The sequence below is a fragment of the Nitrosomonas marina genome, assembly GCF_900110145.1.
GTDB classification, from domain to species: domain Bacteria; phylum Pseudomonadota; class Gammaproteobacteria; order Burkholderiales; family Nitrosomonadaceae; genus Nitrosomonas; species Nitrosomonas marina.
The window spans coordinates 1-19,441 of the sequence record NZ_FOCP01000029.1 but is presented as its reverse complement, the minus strand read 5'-3'; the positions used below and the strand labels follow the sequence as shown (position 1 = coordinate 19,441).

At 43.2% G+C, this 19,441-nt stretch carries 19 protein-coding genes and 1 tRNA gene; 5 read left to right on the top strand and 15 right to left on the bottom strand.

Annotation, left to right across the window (positions count from 1 at the left end):
• The first annotated feature begins 86 nt into the window (after window positions 1-86).
• From creA to BMX44_RS14690, 3 genes are all read left to right on the top strand, one after another.
• Window positions 87-629, top strand: coding sequence for a protein CreA (gene creA / locus BMX44_RS14700; RefSeq protein WP_245738958.1), 543 nt, complete (start codon window positions 87-89; stop codon window positions 627-629).
• A gap of 169 nt (window positions 630-798) precedes the next feature.
• Window positions 799-875: transfer RNA gene (locus tag BMX44_RS14695), tRNA-Met, on the top strand.
• A 68-nt stretch (window positions 876-943) separates the two neighbouring features.
• Complete coding sequence (locus BMX44_RS14690) at window positions 944-1,465, top strand: nuclear hormone receptor family protein (RefSeq protein ID WP_090634428.1); 522 nt, start codon at window positions 944-946, stop codon at window positions 1,463-1,465.
• A 361-nt stretch (window positions 1,466-1,826) separates the two neighbouring features.
• Here BMX44_RS14690 and BMX44_RS14680 read toward each other — a convergent pair whose 3' ends face one another.
• The 14 genes from BMX44_RS14680 to BMX44_RS14615 form a co-directional block, all read right to left on the bottom strand.
• Window positions 1,827-2,951, bottom strand: coding sequence for a phage major capsid protein (locus BMX44_RS14680; protein WP_090634425.1), 1,125 nt, complete (start codon window positions 2,949-2,951; stop codon window positions 1,827-1,829).
• 241 nt (window positions 2,952-3,192) lie between these two features.
• Window positions 3,193-3,366 carry a hypothetical protein gene (locus BMX44_RS16920; protein ID WP_177167779.1) on the bottom strand — a complete coding sequence of 58 codons (174 nt, stop codon included), beginning with the start codon at window positions 3,364-3,366 and terminating at the stop codon, window positions 3,193-3,195.
• Window positions 3,367-3,637: 271 nt separating this feature from the next.
• On the bottom strand, window positions 3,638-4,741 hold the full coding sequence (locus BMX44_RS14675) for a P-loop NTPase family protein (RefSeq protein ID WP_090634423.1): 1,104 nt from the start codon (window positions 4,739-4,741) through the stop codon (window positions 3,638-3,640).
• On the bottom strand, window positions 4,738-5,634 hold the full coding sequence (locus BMX44_RS14670) for a toprim domain-containing protein (protein ID WP_090634421.1): 897 nt from the start codon (window positions 5,632-5,634) through the stop codon (window positions 4,738-4,740). Before BMX44_RS14670 ends, BMX44_RS14675 begins: the two co-directional genes overlap by 4 nt.
• A 2-nt stretch (window positions 5,635-5,636) precedes the next feature.
• Complete coding sequence (locus BMX44_RS14665; RefSeq protein ID WP_090634420.1) at window positions 5,637-5,852, bottom strand: hypothetical protein; 216 nt, start codon at window positions 5,850-5,852, stop codon at window positions 5,637-5,639.
• An 80-nt stretch (window positions 5,853-5,932) separates the two neighbouring features.
• Entirely contained in the window at window positions 5,933-6,589 is a 657-nt protein-coding gene (locus BMX44_RS14660; RefSeq protein WP_143056964.1) for a hypothetical protein, read from the bottom strand.
• Window positions 6,590-6,689: 100 nt separating this feature from the next.
• Window positions 6,690-6,989 (bottom strand): hypothetical protein, encoded by a 300-nt coding sequence (locus BMX44_RS14655; RefSeq protein ID WP_090634417.1) that lies wholly within the window; start codon window positions 6,987-6,989, stop codon window positions 6,690-6,692.
• Window positions 6,990-7,073: 84 nt separating this feature from the next.
• A complete protein-coding gene (locus tag BMX44_RS14650; RefSeq protein WP_090634415.1) occupies window positions 7,074-8,435 on the bottom strand; it encodes a tyrosine-type recombinase/integrase in 1,362 nt (453 codons plus the stop codon).
• A gap of 175 nt (window positions 8,436-8,610) precedes the next feature.
• Window positions 8,611-10,431 (bottom strand): recombinase family protein, encoded by a 1,821-nt coding sequence (locus BMX44_RS14645; RefSeq protein WP_090634413.1) that lies wholly within the window; start codon window positions 10,429-10,431, stop codon window positions 8,611-8,613.
• Window positions 10,432-10,882: 451 nt separating this feature from the next.
• Window positions 10,883-11,506, bottom strand: coding sequence for a hypothetical protein (locus tag BMX44_RS14635; protein WP_090634410.1), 624 nt, complete (start codon window positions 11,504-11,506; stop codon window positions 10,883-10,885).
• Complete coding sequence (locus tag BMX44_RS14630; protein ID WP_090634408.1) at window positions 11,503-12,447, bottom strand: hypothetical protein; 945 nt, start codon at window positions 12,445-12,447, stop codon at window positions 11,503-11,505. Before BMX44_RS14630 ends, BMX44_RS14635 begins: the two co-directional genes overlap by 4 nt.
• On the bottom strand, window positions 12,431-12,730 hold the full coding sequence (locus tag BMX44_RS14625; protein ID WP_090634406.1) for a hypothetical protein: 300 nt from the start codon (window positions 12,728-12,730) through the stop codon (window positions 12,431-12,433). Before BMX44_RS14625 ends, BMX44_RS14630 begins: the two co-directional genes overlap by 17 nt.
• 3 nt (window positions 12,731-12,733) lie before the next feature.
• Window positions 12,734-14,602 carry a type IV secretory system conjugative DNA transfer family protein gene (locus BMX44_RS14620; protein WP_090634404.1) on the bottom strand — a complete coding sequence of 623 codons (1,869 nt, stop codon included), beginning with the start codon at window positions 14,600-14,602 and terminating at the stop codon, window positions 12,734-12,736.
• Entirely contained in the window at window positions 14,602-14,808 is a 207-nt protein-coding gene (locus BMX44_RS14615) for a hypothetical protein (protein WP_090634402.1), read from the bottom strand. The genes BMX44_RS14620 and BMX44_RS14615 overlap by 1 nt, the downstream gene beginning before the upstream one ends.
• A 303-nt stretch (window positions 14,809-15,111) precedes the next feature.
• Between BMX44_RS14615 and BMX44_RS14610 the strand changes: the two genes are divergently transcribed.
• Both BMX44_RS14610 and BMX44_RS14605 read left to right on the top strand, forming a co-directional pair.
• Complete coding sequence (locus BMX44_RS14610; RefSeq protein WP_090634400.1) at window positions 15,112-15,600, top strand: tetratricopeptide repeat protein; 489 nt, start codon at window positions 15,112-15,114, stop codon at window positions 15,598-15,600.
• Window positions 15,601-15,766: 166 nt separating this feature from the next.
• Window positions 15,767-18,214: a tetratricopeptide repeat protein gene (locus tag BMX44_RS14605; protein WP_090634398.1), complete on the top strand. Its 2,448-nt coding sequence runs from the start codon at window positions 15,767-15,769 to the stop codon at window positions 18,212-18,214.
• 329 nt (window positions 18,215-18,543) lie between these two features.
• Here BMX44_RS14605 and BMX44_RS17325 read toward each other — a convergent pair whose 3' ends face one another.
• A complete protein-coding gene (locus BMX44_RS17325) occupies window positions 18,544-19,380 on the bottom strand; it encodes a c-type cytochrome (RefSeq protein WP_245738957.1) in 837 nt (278 codons plus the stop codon).
• Window positions 19,381-19,441 lie beyond the last annotated feature (61 nt).

The following is a 19,441-nucleotide window of genomic DNA, read 5'->3' as shown; positions in this document are numbered from 1 at the left end:
ATGCCAAGTAACCTACCAACTAGCATGTACGAAAATTGTCTTCAAATTGTTATCAAAGTATAACCGCCCAGAAACAAGCAGTTTTTTTGGAAACGATATTAGCTAAACAAGGAAGAAAAATGACATATAGAGCAGTCCATACACAGAAAACCACATTGTCTTGGAAAATACGCAGCATTGCCTTGGTGAGCATTCTATCTTTTGGTTTGCCTTTGAATGCTGAGAAAATTGGCAGTGTTTCAACCAAATTCAAATTAATCGGCCCAAATGACAAAATTGTCATTGAAGCATTTGACGATCCAGATATTAAAGGCGCTACCTGCTATTTGAGCAGAGCGAAAACTGGCGGTGTCAGCGGCGCAGTTGGTGTTGCAGAAGACACGTCCGATGCGTCTATCGCGTGCAGACAGGTAGGACCCATTATCCTTCCTGAGGAAATTAAAAATGGCGACTCAGATGGGGAAGAAGTTTTTAAAAAAAATACATCTTTGCTTTTTAAATCATTACAAGTGGTTCGTTTTTATGATTCTAAAAGAAATGTTCTTATCTATTTGACTTATAGTGACCGTATCATAGAGGGTTCGCCAAAAAACAGCATTTCAACTATACCGATTATGCCCTGGCATTAACATCAATACGACCTGCTTGATAATATTTCATGTGCAATGTTAGCTGATGCAGCTTATAACGCTTTTCAACACTTCATTGATCGGTGTTTAGTTTCAATACCTTGATAACAACTCAAAGAAAACTGGCGTCGACACCACACACTAGTGTATAATTCTCTCTTCTGACAAGCGCGGGGTGGAGCAGTCTGGCAGCTCGTCGGGCTCATAACCCGAAGGTCGTAGGTTCAAATCCTACCCCCGCAACCATAATAATCAAGCACTTAGATAATAACAGGCTAGGTGCTTTATTTTTTCCACATAATCATGTCACCATTATGTCACCACTGTTTTTCTATAAAACAGCATGGCTGAGAATTTTGTCTGGGGTTAATATGGATATTGATAAAGAATATATTCATTACCAAGAATCGATCACCAGCTTAACTAGGGCTTGGCGTACTGCTTGTGAACTTGAGAACACACCCCCTGGCAGCGCAATATGGAGCGCAGCATACCGAATGGTATTGATCGAGTATTGCAAACCATTTAAATATTCTTTCGATGAAGTCAAAAAAAGATATAAATTACCAGCCCCACGCTTTGATGAAGAAAAAAAGATATTGCACGAGAAAATAGAAAACTTGCGTGATCAAGTTCTAGCTCATTGTGATATTAGTGTTCTAGAAGCAAAAGTTTATTACAATCCTGAAGCGAAATTTCCCGTACCCTTGATATGCCAAAATAATCTAACTGGCCTGCCAAACATAACAGAAATTAGAGAGCTTATTGAATACGTTTTAGATGAGATATATCCAGAACAGGAAAGATATAATCAGCGCTATGCTGATAGCCATTAAAGCTGTTTTTTTAACTTGGCTGCGCAAAAATTTCGGGCGGGTGCGGTACATAAAGCTTACTGCAGTAGAGATTTGGATAGGCGGGGATTCTTTTTATCTTTTTTGTGGACGTTTAGCACGCCAACGGTTGATCGCGGTACTCAAAGCCCTTCCCTTCAAAGATTTCGCCTCGGGGTATGCCATACCATTGACACCTTGGGAATAATCGCTCTACGTTAATCCTACTATCTGCTTTATTCCAGTCAAAACGCCTGCCACGTGAGAACGACACCGCAGGCACTGAAGCAGTTTCAATTATACTGGCCGCTTACAGCTATTCCGCCAGCCGCGAATTTACCCGTTCACGCCGGGGGAGTTAACTTTAAACTACCGTCTTCAAACCTCTAAACAGGCTTCTAGGCTGCGTCACATAGAACTGTCCGCGCATGTAAGCAACCAGCGCATGTGTCGCATCGCTCAAACCATTCCAGCGGATCAGCTCTAAACGCATATCCTGACGAACAGCCAGTATCAGGCCGGTAGCAAAATCACCAAGAAGAAACTTGCCCGCCGTCATCGACGTTGAAAACAAATCAGCCATACCATCAAGATATTGAGGACGTCCTAGCCATTCACCAGCGGTAACGGTTTCACTGTTTCTGGTGTTGAATTCAGCCGCGTTGGAAATTAGCGATGAAGGCAGATCACCATCATTACCAAGATGTTCACCAACGGCAGCCACGACGCCCGCCCATGTTGCCGGGTCTTGTCCACTTGCCGATTCTTCAATATCTGAATCAGCCAGCAGTGCAGTTATACCAACGGTATCCAACTTAGCAGCGAATGCAGCCGCCAGGCTTGTCCGCAGCAATGAATCCAGATTAGCCGAATCTGCAACCAACTCGACACTTAGAGGCACCTGCGCCACCAACGTTTTTGGTTCCAGTGTTATTGGCGTGAATGTCGGTAATGACGTGCTAATATCCGCCGCCGCTTCAGTGTGAACGTAAACCGTCGGGTCAGCATCGATTCTACTGATTACCGTTTTACCGTCGATTGGCAATGTCATTGCTCCGGCTCGGATCAGTGTGTTCCGCGCTCGAATATCGTCAACAATCCGCGAACCCAAGAACGTTGGAACCGTAGCCGCACCAGTCTCTAATGCGCTATTCTGACGTTGAGCAACACCCATACTTTGCTTAACAAAGTCTCCAATGCTCCATTGCTCTGGCTCATTTCGGTTAACTGGGTGATGCGCAGCAAAACTTTCATCCTTCGCCAGAATAGGCAGCTTCCTGCCGTCACTCGTTACAGCGCAACGTTTCGCTCTTTTGTTGCCGTATAAGCTATCAAGCGTTGCGTCCAGTGCGCCAGGACGGTTTAGCAGCTCTTCCAGCCGGTCAGTTTGACTTTGCAGCTCGTTATACCGCTTATTATGCGCTTCCTGGAATTCGCTGAATGCGGCCTTAACAACTTCTACAGGGTCTTTTTCGCTTACTTGCGTCATATTAAAATTCTCCAAAGTAATTGATTTGAATAATCTTTAAAGCTATGCCTTGCTGCCATTTCGCGCTAACGTCTCGTTAGCCATACAAAACACTTCAGACTTTCGCCATCAATCACAAGAAGCTCGTCTCGTAACTCGCTGCGATTGTTTGTTATCAACGTCTCGTTAGTAACTCTTTGAATTATAACATATATCATGTAATGTGTGGTGTTTTTTTCAATGATTTCAATGACTAAGATAATTAAATTTCTCCGTTTGCATGCATCAAGAAATACTCCATTGCTTCAGGATCGCTTTTGCATTTCTCCAAAACAATGAAATGATCCTCTTCCGGCTCACCAATCTTAAAAAGCCATGCTCTGACCATTTCCAACTGAATCAAATCAGTTGCCGGTCTGTCTGCAACAATATTCATATTTTGATTTTTCGTGCCGGATAAACTAAAAAACTAGCGGTGTGTGAAAAACTGAAAAACTGTGAAAACTGGAAATAGGTATTACTCCAAAGTAAAAGCGCTCCTGTGACCTTAGCCGCTGCACTCGTATGACGCACATCTGAAAGCCGCATGTGGTCTTAGTTTTCACAGTTTTTACAGTTTCTTTAGTTTTATTAGTTTATTTAGATTTTTAGATTTTCAGTTTTTCACATACACCACAGTTTTTCACCAGAACAGCAGCCACGCTAGGCTAATATCCTTCTTTGGCGTTAACGTAGTCTTCCGCCGTCGCCGCGTTAGAAAGTAGGTAATAAGTCTTGGTGTTGTGTTCGCTAATGGTCACGCCCCACACGCTACGCTTCTTCTTTGCTGTGCCCGTGTATCGCTCTAGCACTTTTCGCAGTACCGCTTGTGATATCCCACTGCTTTGATTGGCGTCCCTGATTAGCTCCGTCTTCGGCTTCGCTCCGTTTGATAAAACTTCCGCAATGGCATCAATGGCGGCTTCGTCTTTTTCAAATTGCTTTGCTGCCTCGGCTTCTGCCTTTGCATTGCTCATGTCTGCACCTGATCGCCTTGACACCGAATCCAATAAGTAGCCATATGGACGTTGCTCGATTGAGTAAGTAAAGCAGAGTTCACGTTCAACATTTCCACGGTTTTTAATGTTTTCGAATACCACCACCTTTTCCGTGTCATCCTGTTTTGGCGTGTTGCTGTCGATCAGGTAAGCGCAGTCCGCATCATCAATAACATCCGAAGTCCCGCCAGCCACCAGCCGCTTGTCATCATCCCGCCGCTTGTTGGTGTGTGCCAATAAAATCAGCGTTCCGCCGCCAGTGACAAAGCGCCGCGCCACCGCCATAAAATTTGAACATCCGTCTTTATTCATCAGGTTTGTAAATTTTTTAAGCGTATCGAGCACGATAATCGTGCCATTGGCGGTATTGTCTATGACCATTTGATCCATGTGCCGCGTGAAGTTTTTCGGATCGAAGTCATTGAAACCCGGTACCAACATGTTTATGTTATGATTTTTGAATATTTCACCCTTCGTCACTGCCCCTTTGAATGAGTCGTCAGCATTGACGTAGTAAACGTTCTGCCCATCGATTCGCCCGGCTTCTACGCTGTCAGTTAACATTTTTATAGTAAGTAGCGTCTTACCGGTATTCGGTTTCGCGTACAGCGCCGTCGCCTGGCCTTGTAGTGCGACACCGTCTAAAACAAAAACATCATCGCGCATTTGTTTTTTCATTTCATCTACCATATTGGTCACATTGAATTTTGATAGGTCGAATTTCTCTTCAGGTGGTTCGCAGTCCGGTGCCTTCGCCATGTCCAAAATACTCATGACACACCCCCGGTTATAACGTCGTTCCAATCAGTGCCAGGTGTTGGCGGTGTCAAAACCTTTGCACCGATTGATAATGCTGCCTCGGTAGCTTTTGCCTGCCCAACACCGGAAATGTCGTTATCTGCACAAATGATTATTTCGCTATCTGGTGACAATTCGCGAATATTCCGCGCCACCGGTAAAAGATTGCCCGCGTCAAATGCGATAACAACTCGTTGGCTGGTGTCCTCGTGCAAACTTGCGCCGGTTGCGAAACCTTCGCATATCAATACTGTGTGCGTCAGATCGCCAATAGTGTAAAAACAACCGCGCTTACGTCCGCCGGATAAAAAGCGTTTTGTTCCATCGGCCTCGATAAATTGCAGATTAACCAAGCGGTCAGACTCGTTATAGATCGGAACGATAAGCTTATCCTTATATATCAGCGTTCCATGCGACTGTATCCGCTTTGCCGTCAGATATGGATGATTAATAGCTGGCACAGCGAATTGATTGATATAAGCGGCCTTCTCCGCTGATTTTTCGTGTGCTTGCAACCGTTCCGCTTCGCGCCGCTGTCTAGCTTCGGCAATTTTAATCGGATCATAAGCGGAAATTTTCGAGCCGCTCCTGAATCGCCATGTCTGCGATATGCCGCGTGTATGGTCCATAAACCAACCAGCGGGACATCCATCAAGGTGAAATGTATAGGCCCCGTTCAGTGTGCCCCGCTTGTGGCCTTCTATATAAAACCGGTGAATATTCCCATCGGGTATGATCTCACCAGAAAACTTAATCCCATAGGATTCCATTTCTTGGCGGAATTGCTGCGCAATGATATAATCTTGTGGTAGATAGTTTTGAGATACACTTGCGCCAGCCTGCCCGCTGGCGTTTCTGTTTGTAGGCATGGTTACACCTCCACACCAAGTATTTTCTTGATTTCCTTGACCGGCCAGGCTAATCGGCCATTTATTCTGACAGGTCGAATCAGTCCATTCTCAAAACATGCCCAGGTTCTGAGCGTCTGAGGTTTTCTGTTTAGGTAGTACGAAGCTTGTTCGGTTGGGATGTGTGAGCGTGTGACATGCTCGATTTGTGGGAACTCTTGATTTGAAGCTGTTTGCATTTTGAACCATCCTTTGCCATTAGGCGGTGTTGAGATGGTTTCAGAATAAACATTAAAGTTTGTGCAGTGGGAGTACTGCACTAAGTTTTTTTTCTGGGGTCTTGTGTATGTCGTTTAAGTTGATGCACTGATACTGGTTTCTTTTTTTCTACATTTTTTTTAATCTTCTCGAATGAAAGATTCGGATTCTGTTCTATTTCTTCATTTACCCATTCTTGCCATAGCTTACGCTCTGCGTCTTTACTAGCTTGATCGCCGTAAACTTTTTCATGCCCTAATTTGCCGCCTAATATTGTCTTGCGCCCAGTTTCAGCAAAAGGCGTCATTCGATTTATTTTTGCAGCGCTAATACGCGCAAGATCAGCGTGTAGTACTTTTACACACTTTTCGCGAAGATCATTTATTTGATTATTCCTTTCTAATCTTTCATATACATCATCAGTAATACCCGCAGGCTCATAAAAATATAGTAGTAGGGACGCAAGACAATCTGCAAACGCATATTGCCACATGTCTGGTGATACTCTTTTATCTAAATACCAAAACACTATCTCATTTGCATCGACTATCTCACTTGGCTCGGTATTGCCATTGCTTAAAAGCTCATCCCGCAAAAAATCTGCTAAACATTTTGCAGTACGCATTTCATATTGGTTGCGGTGAGTGTCGTTCCATTGTTCCTCTATCAAATAGATGACATGATCAATTTCACCGTGGTCTTGAAATATCTGTCTCACTATTACGCACCCCTTCAAGCACACCTTCAGGAGATACCACCCCAGGCGGTGAAGGTTTCCGCTTTTCGCCTGGCCGGGCTAGAGGTGGTGAACAGTTATGTTATGTGCGTCTTATGTATTCCAATAACTCATCCAATCGTCTACTAAACCTCTCTTGATCCATGCTTTCTGGTCTTCTGCTCATAATATCAACGTACTTAGCAATTGCCTCTCGCTGATCTTCTGTGGATGTGAGCCTAAGCTCAAAGAATTCATTTATCCATTTAAACTCTTCCTCGATACGCTTATGGTCTAAATTGATAACTGTTGCTTTTCTTGCTTTGGTCTGGGTACAGTTTTGTTTTTCAGCTTGAGGTGCTGTCAGTATTCTGAGTTGTTTTGTATACTTTGTCTTAGCCATGATTTAAACTCCTTTCTAGTTTATATTGTGGTTAGGGGTGTTAGGTGTTGCGTCACCTGATAACCCCGCACTTGCCCGATTCCGTCAGGTGGCGGCTACTGCGTGTAACCCTTGTTTAGTCGTTATGTATTCAATTCCGGCTTGTTCTAATATCCATTTTTCATATTTTCCATGCCATACTGCCAATAACTCAAGCGGTCGATCTATATAATGACGCTCGGCTGTAGCACTTGGCGCATGTCCCATTATCTGCGCTATTACACCTCGCGGCATCTCCACCCACTCAGCCAAACTTGCAAAAGTTCTTCTCAATCCGTGCAGTGTTAAAGATGGTAAACCGGCAATTGATAAAGCTCTATTATGGGGGATACGTGGCTCTACTATGCGGCCACTGGATGATGTAGGGCTGCTAAATACCCATTCATTACGGCGTGGCAATGCAGCTATTAAACTACAAAAATAAGGTGTCAATGGAATTTTACGACCTTCTTCATAAACCTTGTCCTTTATCCATAAACTATTCCATTGAAAATCTACATCTTCCCAACGCAACCAGGCCAGCTCTTCACGTCGACAACCAAGCAATAACAAACCTTGTAGATACGCTGAAATTGCAGGATTGTTTATGTCTCGAACCGCTTTAAACCATATTGGCAAATGCGCTCTTTGCAATACATCAAATTTCTTACTTTTGCGGCTGGGTATCTCGTCCCGTAATTCCTTACTTTCTACCGCTTGAATATCAATGATACTTGCATATTCTGGATATGTTGCACACCATCGCCAAAAGGCACGAAACATCTCAAAACCCTGTCGGGCGTTGTTTGATCTAATTGGCGCTTCTTGCTTCAACCAGCCTTTCAAAACTACTGCGTTAATCTCGACCATTTTCATTTGCAACAATGGAAACAATACGCCCTGCTTCGTGATTCCTCCACCACGCTTCTTTATTTCTCCACCAACCTGGGATAGGTTTTCATGATCTCTTAAATGGCGCTCACCCCATTTTTTGCCGCGCTCAATATGGCGGCGTTGCATTTTGTCTTTTTGGTAAGAAAGATACGCGTTCCAAGCTTCACTAACCAGCATGGATTTACGTTTAGATTCTGATCTCGAAAATTCAGCTATTTTTCTTTTCTCCGCTGCTTCTTGTCTCGGATCAATACCCTTATCAATTAAAACTTGAAATCGACGAGCTTCAGATCTGGCATCTGGAATGCTCCACACTTTAACGTGGCCAATTGTTATTCGGACTGATTTGCCGTGTATCTTGGATTGGAAGATGAAGGATTTTGATCCGCCAGCGGTAGCGATGATACCGAAGCCTTTTGTTTCTTTATCCCAAAGATAAACCCTAGTTTTACCTTCAGGGCATTTAAGGTTATCGACTCTGACACTTGTCAATGTCACCTTATCGGCAGATTCGATAAGTTTTTTTTCTGTCATGCCAATTGCCTATACTTAATTTCATGTCACCAATATGTCACCACGAATTAAGTATATATCGGAATATCAATCAACACAACGAAAAGCGGAATAAAGTGCATCCTATTGTGTTTATTAATCTTTATTGAATTTATTAGATACTGCTCAACACAAATAAATACTACATTATTCGGGCTCATAACCCGAAGGTCGTAGGTTCAAATCCTACCCCCGCAACCAGCTTATCCTGCCTCATAATCATGGGGTTATGAGGATTACCAGGAAGCCTTGATTTACGGGGCTTTTCATTGTTTTCGCAAACAGCATTATTCTTAACTGACGAATTACCTTCCGAAGAAGATTCTTCACCAGCATAAGAATCGTCCTGCCAACCAATTTTTTGATCACCTGATTCGGTCATCATTTTGACTTGCTGCAACAAAGGATCGTTTTCGTTGATTCTTTGCTGCTTTCCTGCTGAAACCGTTAATATTCCAGCCAGGTCGCCATGCAAATCAATAGCGTATTCTTTCCCGTCCGCTTTGGGCGTAAGGACAATTTTGTCAATGAGGCCTCTGAGCAGTTCGGCTGCCTCTGATCTTGTTTCTGTTCTATTGAGTGACTCGCGCAGCGCATTCACCTCTTCCTGGTAGCGTTGAGACATGTTGGGATGTAACAGTACCGGTGCCTCTTCTTTACCATCCAGAAAGCGCTCTAATGCCTCGCGGCGCTCTACAATATTGAGCATCGGCCCTTTAACTTCCGAACCTGGAACGCCATCTTTGATGGCCTGAATGAGCTTTTCTTTCTCAACTTCCAGCTTGGCTAATTCCTTTTTACTACGGTCAATCGCTGCATTTCGTGTTCTGCGCAGCTCATTGATGTGTTTTGTGTACTCTTCACAGAACACCTTCACCAATTCAGGTGTCATCAAATAATGCTGAAGCGCTTCCAGAATGGTGTGCTCCAGATTTTCCTGTTTGATCGTCAGCCTGTTGCTACACGTTCCCTTATTGCGTGAAGTTGAACAGCCGTATCGGTCAGCGGATACTTTGCTCATACCGCCACCACAGCAACCACACGTTAGAAGATAGGAAAATAAGTTCTGAGGGCGTTGTTTCGCCCAGAATTGCGGTTCAGCATCCAATGCTTTCTGCCGTGCTTTGGCACTGTCCCATAAATCCTGGTCAATTATGCGTAAATGTGGCACTTCCGTAATGATCCAGTCTTTTTCAGGGTTAAGTCTGGCAATGCGTTTGCCAGTATCAGGGTCTTTTATGAAACGTTGCCGGTTCCAAACCAACCGGCCAATATAAAGTTCGTTATTGATAATGCCCGTACCGCGTCTTCTGTTGCCATAGATTGTGCTCGCGCCCCATGCTTTACCCGAAGGACATGTAATACCGTTTTTATTCAGCTTATGAGCGATTTTCTTGGGAGAAATACCGGCAGCATAGTCCCGGAATATTTGCCGGATGATTTCTGCTTCTTCCTCTACAATTTCCCGGTCGCCACGGATAGCTTCGCCATTGCTGTCCATTCGCTTGATAACGCGGTAGCCATAGCAAAGGCCACCGCCTGATTTACCTTTCTCAACACGCCCACTTAAACCGCGATGGGTTTTAGCGGCCAAGTCCTTGAGAAACAGGGCATTCATTGTGCCCTTTAGCCCAATGTGAATATCGCTGACTTCGCCCCCATCAGATAGAGTATGAAGTGCTATTCCTGCAAACTGGAACCGTTTATAAATGCCTGCAATATCCTGTTGGTCTCTACTCAGGCGATCCAATCCTTCAGCCAACACGACATCAAACTTACCTGTCATGGCATCATGCATGAGCATTTGGATTCCAGGGCGCATGAGGCTTGCACCGCTTATACCGTGATCGGTATAGGTGTTGATAATTTCCCAGCCTTCTTGCTTGGCCCGTATACTGCAAACGCGGATTTGATCTTCAATCGAAGCGTCACTTTGAAGATCACTGCTATACCTGGCGTATATGGCAACTTTTTGCATGTTTAAGACTCCGTATCTGACTTTTGCGTTAAAGACGTGGTACTCATCAAATGGCGCTTGTAATCTTGTTCGGCTGAACGACGAGCAAGAAAACGAACAACGTCAACAATCCTAGAGTCAATATTATGACTCGATTTTTGGGCAGACTTCCACCCTTTATCATTCCTGGATTGTCGCTTCTCAGTCAACGGAAAATCCTCCACGCAGTTTATTAAACACTGATTTTTTGCGGTTTCTGGAAAAACATCAGTGAAATAAAACCACTGTTTCATTTGGCGAAATCGTTATCGCCGAAATAGAAGCGTGCAAAAACATTGCGCTATTTCTATAATATATTTCTTGCATTAACAAAATCTTAAGAACTGTTTTTTTCATTGTGTGCAATTTCTTGGTTAGGTTTATGACATGATTTTTCACCAGCCATAGGGCTGGTGATGGTTTTCTTAAAAAATTAAGGAATAATCGCGGTAAATGTAGCACCCGCTTGCTCAGCCCAACGTGTCCATTCGTTTCGAATGGTTCTCACATGCTGCACTTGCCACCCGGCTCCCAGGCCATAGAAGGTCAATGCACATCCACTTAAATCAACATCCGGTTTTGGAAGTTTCTGCTTGCCTTGCACAAATAAATTACCGTTAACGTACGAAGACGATTCAATCGCATCGGTGATGACAAGGATATGACTGTTATCAGCGCAGTTGAAACCGGAAGTAAATTCCAGCCATGCCAACAGATTTGTACTGGATTGATCTATGTCCTTTTGTTCAGGCAGTGATTGAATATATTTAGAAACAGCTCCAGCAACTTTTTTTGTATTCATCCGTCGTGAAATCTCAAACGTTGGGTTAAGCAAGTTCAGTGCTTCCGCACGTGAACCAAAAGTTTTAACCTGTACAATGTCACCACTTTTCAATTTGTTAATCTCAGCGGCGACATATTGGCTAGCAATGTGAGCAAAATTGCTATGGGATAGCAGCGGGTTTGAACCTGACAAATCAATACCAATCGTCAGGGTTTTCGCTTGTGCAGATAATGTTGTGAAAACTGTAAATAAAATGATCGGAATATATTTCATGATTTTTTCTCCAAAAGTTTAGGGTTCATGGCGTTGAGGATGTCCTGGTGACGGATTGCCTCAATTTTTGCGATATCTTTCGCAATCTGTTTGGGATCAGCTTTTTGATGTGTTTCGAAACGAAAATCTGCTGAGTATTGGGAATCTTGAAGCCATTTCTTATGTGGTAACAACGCATCGGAAATAGCGCTTATGACTTCATTGGCTATAATCGTGCGGATATAGTGATCATCCCATATGAGCAAATCGCCTAATTCGGAACCTAGCTCTGAATATTCTTTTTGTTTGCGCAGAATAATCTTGTGATCATTGATAGCGGTCTTGGCGCGGGAAATCCGGTCAAATACAGCCTCCAGATTGGTGATAATTATCGTCAGCAATTTATGCGCAACAAAAATATTCACGATGGCCAATCCACCAATGCCGATAGAAAAGGCAAGCACAGCCAGTGGATTGGTCACATGATCGAAGAAGGTTTCCACCCACCCTTGCTCTGCGGCTTCTGGGATAGCGCCAAACATGATCGGCATTTCCATTTCGACCATGCTGTTCAGGCCATCCGCAAAAAGAATAGCGGCGATTAATAGGCCTATACCGCACAAATAAAGTGGTATCAAAAACTCGACACTTTTCTCGACGATCTTTACCGCCCAATTATCGGCTTTGGTTTTCAGTAATAGGTGAAAACCGATGATCATGATTGCGGCTGTCAGGCCCATCAATGTCGGAGACCAATACTCGTTCGTGTCACCGGCAAGGTAATCGAAAACGCGATACACGATTTCCCATTCGATATAAACCACAACAGCGAGAACAAGACCTACCAGTACTGTCGTGCAGATAACCAAGGGCGCTTTTGCAGCGGCGTCAACATGGCTCTTGCATACGGCTTGAAAGCGCATAAGCTCTTCGACGCTAAACAATTCATCTGATTTGTTCATCTTTGTTTCCTCTTTGTTTGTGAATAAGCTCAAGATATGAACCGCGAGTTGCCTGAAATTGCTCGGCACTTGGCATCATGAGACGCATAGCAGCCGCATAACCTTCATTGCGACATTCATCCTGTTTTCTCAGAAGCTCAGAACGTTTTTCCTGAACTCCTAATTTTTGATCCATAAATGTTTGATGTAATGGTGTTAATGGTGGCATAAGCAGATTTGAAGCAGCATCGGCAATGCGTTCAATCGCTTGCGGCCTATTTTTTTCAAAGGGTAGTTTTTCCATTGATTACCTCCTTTCATTAGGTTGAGAATTTTCAGGAACCGAAATGGCTTTCTCATTCACAATTTCCGGCTCATTAATGATGTTTTCTGGATTTTCTGGTGGCTTATCAGAAGCCGTACCGACCTGACCCGTTTGCTTAGGAATTACAGGGGCGTTGCTATGATGATCAAAGAAACCACGTGTGAATCGTCGAAGAAATGTTTCCTTATGCTCAGGATCAGTCGCATATTTCCAGACAGGCAATGCCTTGTAGTAAGGCTCGTTTTTAAGCTTAAGAGCACGCAAGCCAGCTCTTGTTACAATGAGGTTGTTGCTGCTAGGTGTCAGGAAACGCTTAACCTGATCTGTATCCATCACGGACACCTCGCGATAGAGCTTATGGCCCGCGTAACGATCTCTTCTGACATAAGATTTCTTACCGAGAATCTGTGATAAATGTCCGGCTGTGTCATAGTGGTTGGTAGCCATCCAGAAAACGGCGTCTGCTTCACCGGAAAATGTAGCCCAGGTTTTGGGATACACTTTTTTCATTAACTCGATATTTTGTGAAATCCCCAGTACGGTCTGGCCGTAGCTTCGTGCCACAGCCAGCATGACCTCAAAAGTATCGTTATGTCCCTGACTTGGAAGCTCATCTATGATGGTTAAGCACTGACCATTCCTCTTTTTTTCGTACTCAAAGGTATAAGCCGTCATATTGGTCAGCAACCGGCAAAACGGAGCCAGTTCTTCGCGAACAGACAGAATTGGCGCTGTCAGTGACAAAACAATGTCATCACGTATTTTTAGGTCATTGAGCGGCAAGGTTGTTTTGTATAAAATCTTGCGCACAGCCGGAATATCAAGCCATTTGGTTTGCTCCTGCAAGGTGGAGCGTACATTGCCACCAGTGTCTTCACTGGCGCTGGCCAATGCGGCGGCAGCTCCGACAATGGCTCCCCCAAAGGCTTTGTTATTCAGCATGGAACGCAACAATACTTGTTGCGCTACATCGTCTTTGGTTTTTTCTTTGCCGGTTTCTCCGTCAAATACACGATAACCGTTGATGAGCAAATTTCGTACGTAAGGCAGGTGATGCTCATTTTCCGGGTGATAGCTGATGACATGCAGTATCAAGCCGACAAGATAGCCCCGCGCTGTATCTGTGAAATAAGGTGTTCTTGAGGTGCTTGGGGTAATGATCATTGCCTGAGCAATACGAATTGCCCAGAGTACGGCAATTTCTGTCCCTTCACGCATCATTGCAGTTTTGATGCAATCAAGAGCGTTAAAACAAGCGCTTGTTGCTTTTGAAATGCCGTAAGGATCGAGAACGTACCATGTGCGCCAATCATGTTCAGAAAGAGCATTTGTGATTTGCGCTTTAGGATCAATGCACAATGCGCTATTACGCCAGGTTGATAATATCGTGATCAATGCGGTCGTCTTACCGGCACCGGTCATGGCGTACATAAACAGGTGACGTTCAACTTTGATCCCGATAGGTTGAAGTAGTCCAACACCCCAGGCGAATGCTCTACCCAGCAATACATGACCTGGTTTATACAAATGTGTGAGTGTTTCAAGCGCATTGGCAAAACCACCAGTGGCACGGTTTCCCAAACGGAAAGTGCGCTCAAACCAAATAATGAGATGAACCAGCGCTTTTACCACTATTCGCCATGGCAACCGAGGCCATAGGTGATATTGATCCGGGTGGTAAAGACCAGTCGCCCTTGCGATCAGTATCACAATCGTTCGAAGCGCAAAGAGATAGAGCGGGATGTTTACGCCATATACGGTCATTGAATAGGCAAGACTTTCAGGCATAAATCCTGATTGTTCTGCGATATATTCGCCAGGAAACCAGAGAGCGCTAATGAAAGCGTCCATTAGTATCTCCTTTGCTCAAAGCCGAATATTCTTAGAGTAATTGCCCAGATGCCCCTGATAATGGCCATCCAGATCAACCAGCTTAAAAATCCGGCAAAAACGACGAATAATGCCGGATCAATAATTGCCACATCGATTTGTAAAAACTTTAAAATAAACCTGAGTGCAAATTCACCAGGAATCAAAAATGTCTCGAATGGTTTCATACACCTACCTTTAATTGTTAGTTGCTCTCCATCCCGCACTTCTCTGGCGTGTTACTAAGAGCGTTTTTGAGCGTCTTTACCAAAGTTTTGAAAATTTTTTCACACTTAGAAAAAGATATGACGAACGACTTGGCGAAATCCGGGGAATTTTGGCGAATCTACGATTGAGGCATCTAAATGATCAGTACCGCCTCAAAATAATCTCGATTATTTTGTTGACATAAGAGAAAGACATGGATTAATAATTAATAGATTGAATGCCTTCCAGATAAAGCAGAATATGAAGAAAGAAAGTCTAGCGGAATGGTTGATAAACAATCCGATCCTGATATGCATTTGCCATTCAACGGCTTGTCGGACGTTAATGAACCAAAAATAGAAGCTGGAACGGAATACACGGAAGACGAAATTGATCGGATCATTGCGTCCGTTAAAGAAAAGCAGATAAAACTTGGTGAATGTTATTACCAGCAAGGATTGATAAAAGAACTAAAGCTTAAAGATAACGAGGCTTACGCAGCCTTTAAGCAGGCGGTCAACTGTCATCCAGATAATATTGAATTCTTAAATGCTGCTGGATTATCAGGGACGAAAGTGGGTGATTATGAACAGGCCGAGCAGTTTCTAAGCCAAGCATTAAAATTTAGCATCGATAGATTTGGTAAAAACCACCCAGATACCGCTACCGCCTACAACAACTTGGCATCAAACCTTGATGCGCAAGGAAGGCTCGACGAAGCTCAATCGTTCCGCCAGTGTATACCCTGTAACGCCCAAGATAATGCCATTTGATGTTCTAACCTTCTCCATATATGCCATTATTCTCAGTAATAGAGCATCTCATAGGCTCCTAATACTAAAGCGAGAAGACATGCGCATCATTTCAGCCATAGCTCAATTACCCACTGTTTTCTGTTAATCTATAAGTCCACTCAATTAATAATTCTTCAATTTATTTATGGAGCAAGATATTGCTACGCACGATTACAGTGCCCTGCTAAATTCAATTTACGCTGCAATGGGAAGGCAAGGAAAAGCCAATACAATGGAAATGTTTGGCAAAGGTATTGACAACCTCGAACATACTTGGGAGGCCTATCATTTCATTGGTTTTGTAAGAGAAATTTTCGAAGTCAACCACCCTGGGTTAATGAATAATTTCTTAGCCCTATTGAGAGACATAAAAATTGGTGCATATAGCGAAGATTTTCGAAAGCTACCAGCAGCGCAAGGTTTTACTCAAGTTAGAGCGGAGGCGCTTTTTAAAGGCATAGTAAAAATAAGATGTATTAAAGATAGTGATTTTACAGAGCGTGATCTTCTTCTTGAGTTTCTTACATTTTGCCAACAACCCTTTGTAAAAAAAGATAAAGACAAAATCATAACTAAAGCTAGAGTCATATCTATCCTCTACAGTGAAGGATTAGATAGTAACACCCCAAGCAATCAAAACGATCCGGTTTTAATCGAGAAAGCACAGACAAGATTAAATGAAGAAATTGAAAAGTTAAAAAAATATTCAATTATCAACGACGAATCTACGCGGGGAGATGAGAAACAGTACAAGAATAATCGACCTATTGCCATTGAGCTAACTGAAAAACAAATTGCTTATTTTTGTAAGGAAGTAGCGCAACTTCCAGACCCAATTCGGAAAGAATTGGAAGATAAGATCAAGAGACGAGAAATGCTAATTTCTGAGCTTGAGACAACAGTTTCAGAATTGCAAAAAAGAATTGAAGAGTTATTAAATAGTGATTATGTCACCGAGGAAATAAAATTATTAATTGAAGCTGGAAGAATAGATGAAGCAGAAGTCAAAGTTGACCAGATCGTAGAAAACACCATTAAAGAGGTTGAAAAGCAACAGCAAAAGCTTGGTGAATATTATTTTCAGCAAGGAAAAATTAAAGAACTCAAACTTAAATATATAGAAGCATACATAGCACTTAAACAGGCAGTCAATTGCCAACCTGACAATACAGAATTTTTAAGAGCTGCTGGATTGTTAGGTGCAAGAGTTGCTGATTATGCACAAGCACAGCATTTTTTAAATAATTCACTGAAACTTACAATCAGTAAATACGGTGAAATCCATTCTGATTCTGCGGATAGTTACAACAATTTGGCTGTATCTCTTGATGGTCAAGGAAAATATACTGAGGCTGAAACTTTTTATCGCAAAGCTTTGAGTATTCGTCAGGACGTTCTCGAAGAAGGTGATCCATATATTGCGGCTAGTTATAATAATTTGGCGTCAAACCTCGATGCTCAGGGAAAATATACTGAGGCCGAACCTTTGCTTCGCAAAAGCTTTGATTTGTGTCAGCTTTTTTTTGATGATGCCGATCCAGTTATTAGTACCAACCTCATGAATTTGGCATCAAACCTCGATGCTCAGGGAAAATTTGAAGAAGCTGAACTCATGCATCGCAAGGGCCTTGGTATTCACCTGAACGCCTTAGGTGAAAATCATCCTAAGACGGCGAATCATTACAATAATCTGGCTTTCAATCTAAAAGCTCAGGGAAAATATAAAGAGGCTGAAGCTTTTTATCGCAAAAGTCTTAATATTTCTCAGTGTTTTCTCGGTGATAACCATCCCAATACCGTGACCGGCTACAATAATCTGGCATCAACTCTTGATGCCCAGGCTAAATATGAGGAAGCCGAATCTTTATATCGCAATAGCATTGCTATCTCTCAACACACCTTCGGTGAAGATCATCCGGTTACTGCATTATGCGGCCACAATCTGGCATTGAACCTCATTGCTCAGGATAGATATAGTGATGCTGAGCCTTTTTGTCGAAAAAGTCTTGAAATCCGCCAACGTTTTCTTGGCGATAATAATTCCATTACCATAACCAGTTACTCCACTCTGGGATCAATTCTTAAAGCTCAGGAAAAATACGACGAAGCTGAATTCTGTTATCGCAAGAGCCTTGAAATCTGTCTGCAAATTTTAGGCGAGAATCATCCTTTAACAGCAGGAATGTATAATGCTCTAGGATCAATTTTCCATGTTCAAAAGAAATATGATCAGTCTGAGCCTTTATGTCGTAAAGCTCTTGAAATCCGGCTACGTATCTTTGGTGAAGACCACCCCGAGACTGCGGTCAGCTACGGCAATCTGGGAGCGATTCTTATTATCCAGAAAAAACATGACGAGGCCGAAGATATGTGTCGCAAAGGCCTTGATATCAATCAGCGAGTCTTCGGTGAAAATCATCCCAGAATAGCGAACTGTTACAACAATCTTGCAGCAAACTTCAAAGCTCAAGGAAAATTTGATGCTGCTGAACCTTTATATCGCAAAAGTTATGAATTGTTATCAAGATTACTAGGAAAGAATCATCGAACTACGAAATTGGTCTTGAGTAAATGGCAGGAAAACAAACCTTAAAAAGAAGCAAATAAACACCCTCCTTATCGTATAAGACTATCAGCTCTTTATTTGTATTTAATTCTTTAAGACCAGCTGTGGGTTATATCCACGCTTATAAGAATCCATCGATGTATGGCGTTAAACAACTTGGAATTCATTAGTCATTTCCGCGTCTAAAGTTCCGACATACTAAAAATTATGACACTATAAATTGTTACTTTTTGACTCAAACCCCTGATTCACGTTATGGCAGAGGTGGTGCATTGTATAGAGCGAAGTTGGAAGAAAGGATGTAACGGGTGTCGAAAAAGCCGACATTTATTTATGTCGGCTTAATGAAGCCGGGTTTATTCGAGTGACAAAATAAATTCAGCGAGAATTCTGGCGTTTTCTGCGTTGACCATGGCATTGGGCGGCATGGGAACGGGGCCCCAAACACCGTTACTGCCGTTCTGGATTTTATCACTCAGATACGCTACAGCATCGGCCCGGCCTGCATATTGCTTTGCAACATCCCTTAATGACGGGCCAACCAGTCTGGTATCAACATTATGACAGTTCAGGCAACCGCTGTTTTTTGTCAACGCCAATCCGTCTTGCGGCGTTGGTGGTGGCGTATTTGTGCCCTGATCGCTAAGAGCGTCCAAATCTGCGTCAAGTTTTTCAAAATTCACCTGAAATATTAAACGCCCCGGCGTGGAATTTGAAGGATTGCGCGTAAAGCTGCCGTCCTCCTGCCTGATCCAGCTCTCTCGCGTAAACAGATCATAAATCGCTTCCGCATCGGTTGAAAAACAATCCGGTACGACCGCGTTTGTCGTTGTGGTTGTCAGGCTCTGCGTCGCCTCACGAATGCGGGGGATTGTGATGCCCAATAAGTCAGGCGCACGCAAACCCGACAGCCGCACGGACTGGCATATATCTGTGTGAACAACCAGATTGGTCAGATTGGACGGTGTGTTTAACGTACAGAGCGTTCTGTTTTCAGCATCGCTTAAGATTCCCTGTATTGTTGCAGCTATCGTCGGATTATCAAATTCAATGCCCGATAATTTCGTTGACGTTAACGTTGTGGTGCTCAGTACGGAAATATTTGTTGGCGCGGTTGAGTATTGCGGCTCGCAAATCTCCCTGTTTATGAGGCTGAAACGAGCTATAGTCAAATCTGGTGTATGGAGAATCAAGCGGCCTGCTGCTTTTGATCCCCATTTTGTTTAACGCCGTCAACGAATTTTGCACCTTCAA

Coding starts and splice junctions, on each gene's coding strand:
- BMX44_RS16920 (WP_177167779.1), bottom strand. CDS start 3,366: ATGAATATTGTTGCAGACAGACCGGCAACTGATTTGATTCAGTTGGAA.
- BMX44_RS14680 (WP_090634425.1), bottom strand. CDS start 2,951: ATGACGCAAGTAAGCGAAAAAGACCCTGTAGAAGTTGTTAAGGCCGCA.
- BMX44_RS14655 (WP_090634417.1), bottom strand. CDS start 6,989: ATGGCTAAGACAAAGTATACAAAACAACTCAGAATACTGACAGCACCT.
- BMX44_RS14675 (WP_090634423.1), bottom strand. CDS start 4,741: ATGAGTATTTTGGACATGGCGAAGGCACCGGACTGCGAACCACCTGAA.
- BMX44_RS14635 (WP_090634410.1), bottom strand. CDS start 11,506: ATGAAATATATTCCGATCATTTTATTTACAGTTTTCACAACATTATCT.
- BMX44_RS14605 (WP_090634398.1), top strand. CDS start 15,767: ATGGAGCAAGATATTGCTACGCACGATTACAGTGCCCTGCTAAATTCA.
- BMX44_RS14645 (WP_090634413.1), bottom strand. CDS start 10,431: ATGCAAAAAGTTGCCATATACGCCAGGTATAGCAGTGATCTTCAAAGT.
- BMX44_RS14620 (WP_090634404.1), bottom strand. CDS start 14,602: ATGGACGCTTTCATTAGCGCTCTCTGGTTTCCTGGCGAATATATCGCA.
- BMX44_RS14610 (WP_090634400.1), top strand. CDS start 15,112: ATGGTTGATAAACAATCCGATCCTGATATGCATTTGCCATTCAACGGC.
- BMX44_RS14615 (WP_090634402.1), bottom strand. CDS start 14,808: ATGAAACCATTCGAGACATTTTTGATTCCTGGTGAATTTGCACTCAGG.
- BMX44_RS14625 (WP_090634406.1), bottom strand. CDS start 12,730: ATGGAAAAACTACCCTTTGAAAAAAATAGGCCGCAAGCGATTGAACGC.
- BMX44_RS14630 (WP_090634408.1), bottom strand. CDS start 12,447: ATGAACAAATCAGATGAATTGTTTAGCGTCGAAGAGCTTATGCGCTTT.
- BMX44_RS14665 (WP_090634420.1), bottom strand. CDS start 5,852: ATGCAAACAGCTTCAAATCAAGAGTTCCCACAAATCGAGCATGTCACA.
- BMX44_RS14670 (WP_090634421.1), bottom strand. CDS start 5,634: ATGCCTACAAACAGAAACGCCAGCGGGCAGGCTGGCGCAAGTGTATCT.
- BMX44_RS14650 (WP_090634415.1), bottom strand. CDS start 8,435: ATGACAGAAAAAAAACTTATCGAATCTGCCGATAAGGTGACATTGACA.
- BMX44_RS14690 (WP_090634428.1), top strand. CDS start 944: ATGTCACCACTGTTTTTCTATAAAACAGCATGGCTGAGAATTTTGTCT.